This window comes from Polaribacter sp. KT 15, assembly GCF_900143115.1.
GTDB lineage: Bacteria > Bacteroidota > Bacteroidia > Flavobacteriales > Flavobacteriaceae > Polaribacter > Polaribacter marinaquae.
Genome location: NZ_LT670850.1, coordinates 730,341 through 744,124, shown reverse-complemented (window position 1 = coordinate 744,124; position 13,784 = coordinate 730,341). Strand labels below are relative to the sequence as shown.

At 30.1% G+C, this 13,784-nt stretch carries 10 protein-coding genes; 8 read left to right on the top strand and 2 right to left on the bottom strand.

Features of this window, described 5'->3' with window-relative positions; translation table 11 throughout:
• The first annotated feature begins 14 nt into the window (after window positions 1-14).
• From B5464_RS03420 to B5464_RS03390, 7 genes are all read left to right on the top strand, one after another.
• Window positions 15-1,205: an FtsW/RodA/SpoVE family cell cycle protein gene (locus tag B5464_RS03420; protein WP_079737200.1), complete on the top strand. Its 1,191-nt coding sequence runs from the start codon at window positions 15-17 to the stop codon at window positions 1,203-1,205.
• A complete protein-coding gene (murG, locus tag B5464_RS03415) occupies window positions 1,189-2,280 on the top strand; it encodes an undecaprenyldiphospho-muramoylpentapeptide beta-N-acetylglucosaminyltransferase (RefSeq protein ID WP_079737199.1) in 1,092 nt (363 codons plus the stop codon). The genes B5464_RS03420 and murG overlap by 17 nt, the downstream gene beginning before the upstream one ends.
• Window positions 2,280-3,632, top strand: a complete 1,353-nt coding sequence (murC, locus tag B5464_RS03410) for a UDP-N-acetylmuramate--L-alanine ligase (protein ID WP_079737198.1) — start codon at window positions 2,280-2,282, stop codon at window positions 3,630-3,632. Before murG ends, murC begins: the two co-directional genes overlap by 1 nt.
• Complete coding sequence (locus tag B5464_RS03405) at window positions 3,622-4,347, top strand: cell division protein FtsQ/DivIB (protein ID WP_079738965.1); 726 nt, start codon at window positions 3,622-3,624, stop codon at window positions 4,345-4,347. The genes murC and B5464_RS03405 overlap by 11 nt, the downstream gene beginning before the upstream one ends.
• Window positions 4,348-4,353: 6 nt before the next feature.
• Complete coding sequence (ftsA, locus tag B5464_RS03400) at window positions 4,354-5,688, top strand: cell division protein FtsA (protein WP_079737197.1); 1,335 nt, start codon at window positions 4,354-4,356, stop codon at window positions 5,686-5,688.
• A 70-nt stretch (window positions 5,689-5,758) separates the two neighbouring features.
• Window positions 5,759-7,675: a cell division protein FtsZ gene (gene ftsZ / locus B5464_RS03395; protein ID WP_079737196.1), complete on the top strand. Its 1,917-nt coding sequence runs from the start codon at window positions 5,759-5,761 to the stop codon at window positions 7,673-7,675.
• A 172-nt stretch (window positions 7,676-7,847) separates the two neighbouring features.
• Window positions 7,848-10,454, top strand: a complete 2,607-nt coding sequence (locus B5464_RS03390; protein WP_079737195.1) for a T9SS type A sorting domain-containing protein — start codon at window positions 7,848-7,850, stop codon at window positions 10,452-10,454.
• Window positions 10,455-10,522: 68 nt separating this feature from the next.
• Here the strand turns inward: B5464_RS03390 and B5464_RS03385 are convergent, their stop codons facing one another.
• Window positions 10,523-12,646: a M56 family metallopeptidase gene (locus B5464_RS03385; protein WP_079737194.1), complete on the bottom strand. Its 2,124-nt coding sequence runs from the start codon at window positions 12,644-12,646 to the stop codon at window positions 10,523-10,525.
• On the bottom strand, window positions 12,643-13,014 hold the full coding sequence (locus B5464_RS03380; RefSeq protein WP_079737193.1) for a BlaI/MecI/CopY family transcriptional regulator: 372 nt from the start codon (window positions 13,012-13,014) through the stop codon (window positions 12,643-12,645). Before B5464_RS03380 ends, B5464_RS03385 begins: the two co-directional genes overlap by 4 nt.
• Before the next feature lie 126 nt (window positions 13,015-13,140).
• Here B5464_RS03380 and B5464_RS03375 point away from each other — a divergent pair, with 126 nt between their 5' ends.
• The gene (locus B5464_RS03375; protein WP_079737192.1) at window positions 13,141-13,770 is read left to right on the top strand and encodes a peptidylprolyl isomerase; all 630 of its coding nucleotides are present in this window, start codon (window positions 13,141-13,143) and stop codon (window positions 13,768-13,770) included.
• The last annotated feature ends 14 nt before the right edge of the window (window positions 13,771-13,784 follow it).

Genomic DNA, 13,784 nt, shown 5'->3' with positions numbered 1-13,784 from the left:
ATTTAGGATTAAAAATGAAAGCAGTTTTTCAACATATAAAAGGAGATAAAACCATTTGGGCTATTGTAGCTGTTTTGGCAATATTCTCTTTTATGCCAGTTTATAGTGCAAGTACAAACTTGGTTTATGTTGTTGGTTCTGGTTCTACTCTTGGGTATCTAGTAAAACACATGGTTTTATTAATTATGGGATTTGCTATCATTTACGGAGTTCATAAAATACCATATCGATATTTTTCTGGCGGTTCTGTTTTAATGCTGCCAATTGTTATAATTCTTTTAATTTTTACGCTAGCACAAGGTACTACAATTGGTGGTGCAAATGCTAGTAGATGGATTCGTATACCATTTGTAGGTATTGGTTTTCAAACCTCTACTTTAGCAGGTTTGGTCTTAATGGTTTACGTTGCTAGATATTTAGCTAGAAACAAAGAAAAAGCTATTGTTTTTAAAGAGAGTATATTACAACTTTGGTTGCCTGTAAGTTTAGTGTTGCTACTTATTTTACCAGCAAACTTTTCTACAACGGCAATTATTTTTACAATGATTCTTATTATCGCCTTTGTTGGCGGATATCCGTTAAAGTATATCGGTTTTATTTTAGGTGCAGGAATTATAGCGTTGTCATTTTTTATTTTAATAGCAAAAGCTTTTCCAGATGCGATGCCAAACAGAGTGCAAACTTGGCAAAGTAGAATAGATAGTTTTTCGAGTTCAGAAGGTAAAGAAGCTTATCAAGTAGAAAAAGCTAAAATTGCAATAGCCACAGGTGGTCCTATTGGCGTTGGACCTGGTAAAAGTGTTCAGAAAAACTTTTTACCACAATCATCATCAGATTTTATATATGCAATAATTGTAGAAGAATATGGTTTAATTGGTGCAATTCTTGTAGTTTTTATATATTTTTTACTTCTTTTTAGAGTATTTGTTGTATTAAAAAAAACTACAACAATATTTGGTACATTATTGGTAATTGGAGTAGGTTTGCCAATTATTTTTCAGGCAACCATAAACATGGCGGTCGCAACCAATTTATTTCCGGTTACAGGACAAACTTTACCTTTAATTAGTAGTGGTGGTACATCTATTTGGATGACATGTTTTGCGCTCGGAATGATTTTAAGTGTTAGTGCTTCAAAAGAAGAAACAGAAGAAGATATTTTAGATGATAACCCTTTAGATATTTTGCATGAAACAATCGATTAACATACTTATTTCTGGCGGTGGAACTGGCGGACATATTTATCCGGCAATTGCTATTGCAAACGAATTAAAATTGCGTTATCCAGATGCTAATTTCTTGTTTGTTGGTGCAAAGGATAAAATGGAAATGGAAAAAGTGCCACAAGCGGGTTATGACATTAAAGGTCTGTGGATTTCTGGCGTACAAAGAAAGTTAACTTCAGATAATTTGTCGTTTCCGTTTAAGTTGATGAGTAGTTTATGGAATGCATCTAAAATAATAAAGAAATTTAAACCAGATGTAGCTATTGGAACTGGAGGTTTTGCAAGCGGACCAACATTAATTATGGCGGGTAAAAAGGGAATTCCGACATTGATACAAGAACAGAATTCTTATCCGGGAATTACCAATAAATTATTAAGTAAAAAAGCAGAAAAAATATGTGTTGCTTATGATAATTTAGAACGTTTTTTTCCGTTGAATAAAATTGTAAAAACAGGTAATCCTGTAAGACAAGATTTATTGTCTATTCATACAAAAAGAGAAGAAGGGCAAACGTTTTTTAAGTTAGATAAAAGTAAGAAAACAGTTTTTGTTTTAGGCGGAAGTTTAGGTGCAAGAAAAATTAACGAATTAATTGCAAGTAATTTAGATTTTTTTGAAAAACAAGACGTTCAATTGATTTGGCAATGTGGTAAATTATATTTTGAAGAGTATAAGAAATACAATCCTAAAGAGAATGTTCAAGTGCATCAATTTATAAATAAGATGGATTTTGGTTATGCTGCTGCAGATGTAATTATTTCTAGAGCAGGTGCAAGTTCTGTATCAGAATTATGTATTGTTGGGAAACCGGTAATATTTATTCCGTCTCCAAACGTAGCAGAAGATCATCAGACAAAAAATGCAAAGTCGATTGTAGACAAACAAGCGGCTTTAATGATAAAAGAAAGTAATTTAGATACATTTTCTGTTGTTTTTGAATCTTTAATGAAAGATACTAGTAAACAAGAAACTTTATCTAAAAATATAAAAGAATTGGCATTGCCAAGTGCAACAAAAAATATAGTTGACGAAATAGAAAAATTAATAGGATAGTGAATTTAGATACAATACATAACGTTTATTTTATTGGCATTGGCGGCATTGGTATGAGCGCTATTGCTCGATATTTTGCGGCGAATAATAAAGTAGTTGCAGGTTATGATAAAACACCATCTTTAATAACTAAATCTTTAGAAGAATTAAATGTTACAATTCATTTTGAAGATGCTGTAAAAAATATTCCTATTTCATTTTTAGATAAAGAAAAAACGTTGGTTGTTTATACACCTGCAATTCCTGCAGACCATAAAGAATTCAATTATTTTGTTAATAATAAATTTACAGTTCTTAAGAGAGCAGAAATTTTAGGTAAAATTACAGCAGCAACGTTTTGTTTGGCAGTTGCTGGTACACATGGTAAAACAACTACATCGTCTATTTTAGGGCATATTATGACTTCAGTTAATGCAACTTCGTTTTTAGGCGGAATTGCAGAAAATTATGATTCTAATTTAATTTTAGGTGGTGATAAAATAAGCGTTGTAGAAGCAGATGAATTTGATAGATCATTTTTAAAATTGAGTCCTAATATTGCATGTGTAACCTCTATGGATGCAGATCATTTGGATATTTATGAAAACCCGGAAGCATTAACAGAATCTTTTGTAGCTTTTTCTAATAAAGTTTCTGATAGCTTAATTGTTGCCAAAGGCTTGCCTTTAAAAGGTTTAACATATGCTATTGATGAAAAAGCAGATTATAAAGCTTACAACTTAAGAATCGATAACGGAAAATATGTTTTTGATGTACAAACACCGTCATCAGAAATAAAAGATATTCAGTTTTATTTACCTGGAAGACACAATGTAATGAATGCTTTGGCAGCTTTGGCAATGGCAGAAGTTTATGGCGTTTCTTTAGAAGAAATTAAAAAGGGGTTATTAACATTTAAAGGTGTACAAAGAAGATTTTCTTATAAAATTAATTCGGATAATTTAGTTTTAATAGACGATTATGCGCATCATCCAACAGAAATTAATGCAGTACATAATTCTGTTAGAGAAATGTATCCAGAAGAAAAAGTACTGGTTGTTTTTCAACCACATTTATTTTCTAGAACAAAAGATTTTGCAGACGATTTTGCAAATGCATTAAATAAGTTTGATGATATTTTATTGTTAGATATTTATCCGGCAAGAGAAACTCCTATTGCGGGCATCACATCCGATTGGTTATTGTCTAAAATCGAAAATAAGCAGAAAAAAAAGACCCAAAAAAATAATTTGTTAAAAGATATTAAAAATTCTGATGCTAAAATTATAGTAATGTTAGGTGCTGGTGATATAGGTGTTGTGATAAAAGAAGTAACAAACGAACTTTTAAAATGGAATGAAAATGAAATTTAAAAGAGTTTTAAAATATCTATTTTTTCTAACTATACTTGCTTTTTTAAGCTTTTTGTATAGTTTTACTTCGGTAAGAAATAGTAATAAAAAAATTAATAAAATCGAAGTGAAATTCGAAGAAGGAACTAATAATTTTTTAACGCATTCGATGGTTAATAAATTGTTAATACAAAATGATGCAACAGTTAAAAACCAAGCAAAATCTGTAATAGATTTATACAGATTAGAAAAGAACGTATCTAAAAATCCATATATTGAAAAAGCAGCAGTTTTTTTAACAATAGGAGGTGTGTTAAAATCTACCATAAAACAACGTACACCAGTAGCAAGAATTGTTTCTAAAAATGGTTCTTATTATATTGATAAACAAGGGGTAAAAGTACCACTCTCTAAGAATTATTCTGCAAGAGTTATGTTGGTTTCTGGCGTTGAAAATAAAGAAGATATTAACGTGGTTTTACCATTAATATCTTATATTTTAGAAGACAATTTTTTGCAAAAAGAAATTGTAGGAATAGAGAAATCTGACGATGGTTTGTATCAATTTGCCGTAAGAAGTGGCGATTATAAAATTGATTTTGGCAAATTAATCGATGTAAAGTTAAAATTTAACAAGTTAAAAGCGTTTTATAATACAACATATAAAGATAAAACGATTCAAGAATATAAAACAATTACTTTAAAATATCACAACCAAGTTGTGTGCACAAAATAAATCAAAATGGAAAATAATAAAATAGCTGTTGGTTTAGATATTGGTACCACCAAAATTGTTGCCATGATTGGTCGTAAAAACGAATACGATAAAATTGAAGTTGTTGGTATTGGAAAAGCAAAAAGTTTAGGTGTAAAACGTGGTGTTGTAAGTAATATTACACAAACAATACAGTCTATACAACAAGCCGTAGATGAGGCAGAAAGTGTTTCTGGTGTTAAGATAGATGAGGTTGTAGTTGGTATTGCAGGGCAACATATTAGAAGTTTGCATCATTCAGATTATATTACAAGAAATCATTCAGATGAAGTTATAGATGATTCTGATATTGAAGATTTAGTAAACCAAGTACATAAATTGGTTATGTTGCCAGGAGAAGAGATAATTCATGTTTTACCACAAGAATTTAAAGTTGATTCTCAGGCGGATATAAAAGAGCCAATAGGAATGTACGGCGGACGATTAGAAGCCAATTTCCATGTAGTTGTAGGCCAAGTTTCTTCGATAAGAAATATTGGTAGATGTGTTAAAAGTTCTGGTTTAGATTTAAGCGATATTACATTAGAACCATTAGCTTCTGCATCTGCAGTTTTAAGTTTAGAAGAAAAAGAAGCTGGTGTTGCTTTAATTGACATAGGTGGTGGAACTACTGATTTGGCCATTTTTAAAGACGGAATTATTAGACATACTGCTGTAATTCCTTTTGGAGGAAATGTAATTACAGATGATATTAAAGAAGGTTGTTCTATCATCGAAAAGCAGGCAGAATTACTTAAAATTAAGTTTGGTTCTGCGTGGCCAGGGGAAAATAAAGAAACAGAAATTGTTTCGATACCAGGTTTAAGAGGTAGAGAACCAAAAGAAATTACTTTAAAGAATTTATCTAAAATTATACATGCCAGAGTTCAAGAAATTATAGAGCATGTGTATTTAGAAATTAAAAACTACGGGCATGAAACTGCAAAAGGTAAATTAATTGCAGGTATTGTGTTAACCGGTGGAGGAGCTCAATTAAAACATTTACGTCAGTTAGTAGAATATATAACTGGTATGGATGCTAGAATAGGTTTTCCTAACGAGCATTTAGCTGGTGATTCAGATGATGCTTTGTCAAGTCCGTCTTACGCAACAGCAGTTGGTTTATTAATGGAAGGATTAGATAAAGATTCTAAAGAAGAAGAAATAATAGAAGAGGCAATTGAAGAAATTCTGAATCCGGTAGAAGAAAAAGTTGAAGAAACACGGCCAGTGCATGAAGAGAAACCAAAACCGAAAAAGAAAAGATCATTTTTTGAAAAGTTCACAGAAAGTCTAAAAGATTTTTTAGACAATGCAGAATAGAACTAAATAGAAAGTGAACAAGAAGAAAATAAAAAATAAATAAGAAAAATTAAACAATAGATACGTTATTATGAGCGCAGAATTTGATAACATTTTATTCGACATGCCAAAAACACAATCTAACACCATTAAAGTAATTGGTGTTGGTGGTGGTGGAAGCAATGCAGTAAACCACATGTACACGCAGCAAATTAGAGGTGTAGACTTTGTAATTTGTAATACAGATGCACAAGCATTAGAAAACAGTCCTGTTCCTAATAAAATTCAATTAGGAGCTAATTTAACATCTGGTTTAGGTGCTGGTGCAAACCCAGAAATAGGAGCACAAGCAGCTAAAGAAAGTATGCAAGAAATACAGCAAATGTTAAATACCCAAACAAAAATGGTATTTATTACTGCTGGTATGGGGGGTGGTACAGGTACAGGAGCAGCACCTATTATTGCGAAAATTGCAAAAGATATGGATGTACTTACTGTAGGTATTGTGACTATGCCATTTGCTTTTGAAGGTAGAAGACGTGCAAAACAAGCACAATTAGGAATCGATCAGTTGCGCCAAAATGTAGATTCTTTAATTGTTATCAATAATAATAAATTACGTGAGGTTTACGGTAATTTAGGTTTTAAAGCAGGTTTTTCTAAGGCAGACGAAGTATTATCGACTGCATCTAGAGGTATTGCAGAAGTAATTACACATCACTATAAGCAAAACATCGATTTACATGATGCTAAAACTGTATTATCTAACAGTGGTACAGCTATTATGGGTTCTGCAAAAGAAGAAGGGCAAGATCGTGCTAAAACAGCTATTGTAAAGGCTTTAGATTCTCCTTTGTTAAACGACAATAAGATTACAGGAGCTAAAAACGTATTGTTGTTAATTGTTTCTGGTACAAACGAAGTTACTTTAGATGAAATTGGAGAAATAAATGACTATATTCAAGATGAAGCAGGTTACGATGCCAATATTATTATGGGTATTGGTGAAGATGAAGAGTTAGGTGATGCTATCGCTGTAACTATTGTTGCTACAGGTTTTGCTGCAGATCAACAAAGTACAATTACAAATACAGAAGTTAAGAAGATTGTTCATACTTTAGAAGATGAGCAAAAAGCTACTTATAACTTTGGAGAAAATACAATACCTAAAACACCAACTTTAAATCAGCCAAAAGCAAGTGTAACAGAACAGAAAATTGTACACACTTTAGAGGAAGATGTAGTTGAAGAGCCTGTTAAGGTTGCTCCTAAAACGGATTTAGTTCAAACTACAGAAAGTATTGCAAATATTGCTGTTTCTTATGAAGAAGTTGCTTTAGAAACTGTTTCTGAAGATGACTTTATAATAACAGATGCTACGCCAGTTGTAGAAGAAGAAATAAATGAGCAGCCAGAGCAAATACAAGCAGATTTATTATTCGATTTACCTTTAAACTCTTACACAGAAGTTAAAGCAGACGAAGAAATAAAGTTTAACTTAAATGAAGAGAAATCTGTAAATGTAAACGAAATTGAAGTTTACGGTGCAGAAGAAATTGTTTTTGAAAAGAAAGTTGAAGAAACAAGATATGTTTTAGAAGATTTTGATGCGCAACCAACAATTGGTAAAAGCTCTCATATTATAGCAAAAGAAAAATCGGTTCAAGAAGAAGAGGTTCATTTTGAGTTAAAAACGGCAATACCTCAATCAGATGTTAATGCAATAGAAACTTCAAGTGAAGAAGTTACACCTTTAGATTTAACGATTGCAGAGTTACAAAAAAGAGCAGAAGAAAGACGTCAAAAAATGAAAGGTTTCAACTATAAATTTAACGATCAGTTAAGTAAAAATATAGATGAAATAGAACGTCAGCCAGCATACAAAAGACAAGGTTTAGATTTAAATGTAAATGCACCAATTAGTCAATCTAAAACCGCGATAAAAAAAGACGACAATAATCTAGATTTTAAGTCTAACAATTCATTTTTACATGACAATGTAGATTAATTAGTACAATTTAATTTATCAATAATTAGAACCACACCTTTAAAAGTGTGGTTTTTTTATTTTACAATTAAACTACTTTATTTTTACATTTCATCTATAGATTTTTGTTTTTTATCTATTAATTTTGCTTTAAGTGCTTAATTACCTGATATTTGTGTAAAAATCCGACAAAATGAGAACAAAACTACTCCCAACTTACGCAATTTTAATACTTTTATTAATCAATATTTTACCAAAAGAGGTATGGGCACAAAATGAGCCATTTAATTGCGATTATAATGCATACTTATTTCAGCGAAATGATATTTACGCCTTAGATCTAGCATCTGGTAGCTCTTATTTAGTAAAAGAAGATGTTACTCCAGGAAGTATCAATGCTGTGGGTTACAATCCTGCCGACGGATATATTTGGGGTTATTTAAGTTCTCCTTCAAAATCAATTGTAAAAATTGGTAAAAATTTTAATGTAGAAATTTTTACTATCGATGAATTAACAACAGCAGGTAAATATATAGGTGATGTTAGTGCTTCTGGAATTTATTATCTTAAAGGAGGCGGAACAGAGTATTATACAATAGATTTAAACCCAGAATCTGAAAATTATACAAAATACATCAGTAAAGGAACACTTAGTAAGAATATATCTGTGCACGATTGGGCATTTAATGCAGTTGACGGGCAATTATATACAGTAGAAAAAAATACGAATCATTTATATAGAATTAATCCAGAAACTAATGTTGTTACAGATTTAGGTTTGGTGCCAATCCTTGCGGGTTTAAAATATACTTACGGAGCAGTTTATTTTGATTTATCTGGTCGTTTTTATGTGTCAGCAAATCAAACAGGAACAGTTTATGTTATTCAAAATGTGCAAGATTTACAAATAGGAAGCGTATTAGATTCTAATTTATTTGCATACGGACCTTCTAGTAGTTCTAATGACGGAGCAAGATGTCCTACAGCTCCAGTTCCACAAGAAGATTGTTCTAATGGTTTAGATGATGATGGAGATGGTTTGGTAGATTGTGATGATCCGGCATGTTCTGGTGTTGCAGCTTGTCCTGTATTAGTTCCAAAATTATCAAGTGGTAATGAGGGTGGTTTAGAGAGTAACGATCGTCTTTCTCAAAAAGTTAATCAAAGAAATTATTTAAGAAGTAAAAACAATTATAAGTTCGATAAACTAAAAGCCAAAAAGATACAAAAGTCTAAAAACTATAAAAAAACAGCTTCAAAAAGTGAATCTTTTCAATTGTCAGATTTAGTACCAATGGATGTTATTGAAGGAGCACAAGCAATAGAATCTTCACCATCAGACTTAATCGACATAACAAATGCTACAGAATTAATCTCTGTAGACTATGTTAAAAACAATGAAACAGTAGCTGTAGTTTTAGCAACAAAAACAGAAAATGGTGTTTACGAGCATACAAAATTTATTTGCGATAGATTATTAGGCGCAGAAATTTTATCTGTATCAACTATAGAAATTAAAGAGCAACCTTTTATAAAGTCTATCATTAAAAATAGAGACGGAACAAAAGAATTTGTTTTAAGTTTCTCTGGAAAATTGAAAAACAATGATGCTAATTTTGGTATAGAAAGTCACTGGAATATTGATAAATATGAAGCAGGAGCAACGTTTTATAACTTTCAAATCTGGACTAATACAATTGATGATTTATTTACTTTAGGTGAAGAAACTTTAGAACTTTTCGATATTCAGAAACCAATATTAGACTTCAACAACTCGACACCTCCACCTGTTTTTGTGAAAAAAGGTATTTATAAAAATGGTGCATTAGAATTAGAATTAATTAATGTAAGCAGAAGTAAAACGATTGTAATAGATGCAGGATTTAAAAGAACAGAAACTTCTGAAACAGAATATTTTAACGAAACTATAGAATTAGAAACGGGTTACATAACAAACCTAAAAATAGAAACCGGTAATATTTTTGATATAGGTTTTAGAATTGAAAACGATAGTAATAGAACTCCAGATGATGTATTCATGTCAGATGGTGTTTGGGGTAAAGATGATTCTCCTGAAGGAACTACAGTAACAAATTTTGAAATTACTCAGAACGAAAACTTGTATGCAGGAACTGGCTATAAAGTTGAAAGAGATATTGCTTTAAAAGCGACTACAAATTCATATGTTTCTGCATACAGAAGTTTTACGCCAACATTTAAAACAGTAGATTTATCAGAATATAATGCATTAGAGTTTTCTGCAACAGGAAATAGCGATGTAGAAATTACCATCGTTAAAGAAGGCATAGATCAATGGGAAAATCAGTTTAAGAAAACCGTAAAATTAACTGAAGAAAAGAACGATTTTGTAATTTCTTTAGATCACTTTAAGTCTTTAACGGTTAATAATTTCGATTTGTCTGATGTTGTTTCTATTGTATTTACAATGTCTTCTGATGGCGTTACAACTGTAGAAAAAGAATTGGCAATAAAAGATTTAGTTTTCATACAGAAAACTTTAAGTGTAGATAATAATGTGGTTGAAGAAGGAGAAACAGTATTATATCCTAATCCTATGAAGTTAAGTACAGAGTTAAGTTTTTACTCTGAAGTTGAAGCAAGATCTAAACTAGAAGTTTATAATATAACTGGTGCCTTGTTAAAAAGAACCTATTTTGATACAAAGTTTGGTAACAATAAAATCTCGTTAGAAAAAGGGAAGCTAAGTGCAGGTTTATACTTTGTTAAGATTTCTAATAACAACAAAACTTATAAGACAAAGAAACTTATAATTGAATAATATTGATTTTTAATTTTTGAATTTAAAAACCGCATGTAAGTTATCTTAAATGCGGTTTTTTTTATTGATTAATTATTTTTTTTTCTTGGCGGTGGCGGAATGTCATTTCCTGTTCTCTTTTTCCAATCTTGATATGCTTTTTTAGCTTTTAAGACTTCTTCTTTACTTGCATTTGGTTTCGGTGGCGCAGGTGGAAGTAATAATTTATCTTCTTCAGTTAATTCGCTTTTTTTCTTATACCAAACTTTATTTCCTTTTCTTAATTTTACGTAAGGCTTTATTGGGTTTACTGGAAATGGAACCTTGCTTTTATCTGCTCTTGACATTCTAAAATACATTCCGCCTAAATCAGACCATTCTCTTTTAATTACTTTCTGCTCAGTTTCAGTTTTAAAAACATAATGTTTTCCCTCTTTTTTAAGCTTTTCAAATATTTTATGTTTTTTATTATATTCTTTTACAATATCTAAATTTACTAATTTTCCGTCTTTATAATATCTAACTACTCTTTCTTTTTTATCAAAAGTGTAATAATATTTTTGTCCATCGATAGTTATAAACCAATTTTTATTGAATTTTGGATCTGTAGCTTTTTTAATTAATGAAGGAACATTTTCTTCTTTGTTATAAGTGATTTTTAAAGCATTTACATCTTTTAACTTTAGGCGGATATCTTTAATTGTGCCAGTATTAGTTTCTTTTTCTGCTTTAATAGTTGTGGTTAAAAAAGGTATTTCTTTTGAAATGCTTTGTTTAGAACCTGGGTAATTTTTAATAATAGGAGCATCTATTAAGACATTTTTATTTTTTTTATCCTCTACTATTTCAATAATTTCTTTTTTGTAATTTTTTTTATAATCCTCAAATTCTTTAACTCTTTTTGCATTTTTAGCTTCAAAATATTTTGTAGTTTCTAAATTCGCTTGATTTTCTTGAGGAAAACGTTTGCTACGAGCATTTTTATATACAAAACTGTTTGAATATGTAGCAAAGTCTGTGTGCTTATAATTATTAAGTGTTTCATTTTTAACCACTTTTCCATCTAGCCAAACAGCAAATTTGCTATTGTCTTTTAAAGCTTCAAATTGTTTTTCTGTTGGAACAATCTTTTTTGATCTTAATGGAGGAGGTGGTATTAATCTTGCTTTTTCTTTTTCATTTAAATCATCATAAGTTTTCTTTATTTTATTTCCATTTTTATCTTTAAAAATAAAATGTCCGTTTCTATGAAAATACTTTTTATAGACTTCATTTTCTGTTATAATATTTTTTTTAGGTTGTTTTTCAAATACTTCAATAACCTCGATAATTTCTTCTTTTTCTTGTGCTTCAACTCTTTCTGCAAATAGAAAAACAAACCCTGCTAAAAGCGGAATTACCGCGAGCTTTTTAATCCATATTTTGGATTGTGAACTTTGTGTTGTCATCATTTTTAATCTTTTTTTAGTAAGTGAATAATTCAAATTACTGGCCAAGTAATATTCGTTGTTCCAAGCAGCTTTATTCAATAATAAATGCTGATATTGAAATGTATTTTTATGTTGATGTATAACTTTTTCGTCTGCTAAAAATTCATGATTTAATTGTACCGCTTTTTTAAGAAATATAAATAGCGGATTTATCCAAAATAGAATTTGTAAAAACTCAATTAAAAGTACATCAATGGTATGTTTTTGAGTAACGTGTGTTAATTCGTGTGTAAAAAGTTCTTCTTCGATATTGCCATTTTCATATTCTTTTTTATTGATAAAGATAGCTTTCCAGAAAGTGTGTGGTAAAATTTGATCATCAACCAAAACTAAGGTTGCTTTATTGTACTTTATTTGTTCATTCAGTCTAATTTTCTGAATTATTTTGAATAAATTTCTTCCAAAACGAATTAATAATAAAGAGGATATTAATAAGTAAAAGCTAACAAAGTATTTGGTATAATCGATTACTTCTTCAACCTCTATTGTTTCTAAAGTATCAGCACTAAATTCTGGTTGTTTTATTTTTATTAGTGTATTTGCTATGGCATCTGTAGGGACATAAGTGGTAATTGTTGCAAACGGAATTACTAAAGAAATTATAACGCCAATTAATAAATAGTACCTATTAAAATTGTGCATTTTTTCTTTTTCTAAAATAAAATGATAGAAACATAGCAGTAATGCTAAACAACTTGCAGACTTTATAAGATAGCTTATCATTTTTGTTGTTTTTTAATTTGACTATCAATTACTTTTTTCAAATCTTCTAATTCTTCTGTAGATAAATTGGTTTCTTTGGTGAAAAAGGAAGCAAATTGGCTCGCAGAATCGTTAAAGAAATTTTTTATCAATCCGTTTACATGGTTAGAAAAATAGTCTGTTTTTTTAATTATCGGGAAATATTCTCTTGATTTACCAAACAGTTTATAATCTATAAAACCCTTATCTGATATTCTTTTTAATAAAGTAGCAACGGTTGTAGTAGCTGGTTTTGGATCAGGGAAATCTTCTAATAAATCTTTTAAAAATGCCTTTTTACGTTTCCATAAATATTGCATTAATTGTTCTTCGGTTTTAGATAACTGCATACTCTGATTATTTTTTACTCTACAAACATAGAATAAAAAAATGAATTCTACAAACGTAGAGTTAAAATGGAGTGGTGCTTTTTGTTATATTTGTTGAATTACTTAGAGATATTCAAAGAAAAATAAATGAAAAATAAAATTATATTATTACTTGGTATTGTGCTTTTTACATCTTGTGCTACAAAAAAGTTTAAAGAAAGATGGTTAAAAAAAGAAGCACCAGAAATGTTTAAAGCAAGGTTTGAAACAACCCAAGGTAATTTTGATATAGAGGCAAAAAGAGCTTGGTCTCCGGCAGGTGTAGACAGATTATATCAACTAATTAAATACGAATATTATAAAGATGTTGCTATTTTTAGAGTTGTACCAAATTTTGTTGCTCAGTTTGGTATTCACAACGATTCTATAATCAATAAAAGTTGGTCAAATAAAGGTTTTGTTGATGAACCTGTGATTATGAAAAACGATTCTATGACAATTGCTTTTGCAAGAAGCGGAGTTGAAACAAGAACGAATCAAATTTTTATTAATTTAAAGAAGAATGCTAGATTAGATACAATAGAATATTCTGGCGTTAAAGGTTTTCCGGTAATTGCTAAAGTAATAGCGGGTAAAGAAAACGTTTTAAAGTTTTATGATGGTTACGGTGATAAATTAGGAAGACAACAAGGAAAGATAAATAAACTTGGTAATGCCTTTCTAAAGGAGAAATATCCGAAGGTAGATTATATTTTAAAAGCCTATTTAATAAAATAAAAAAAGCCGCATAT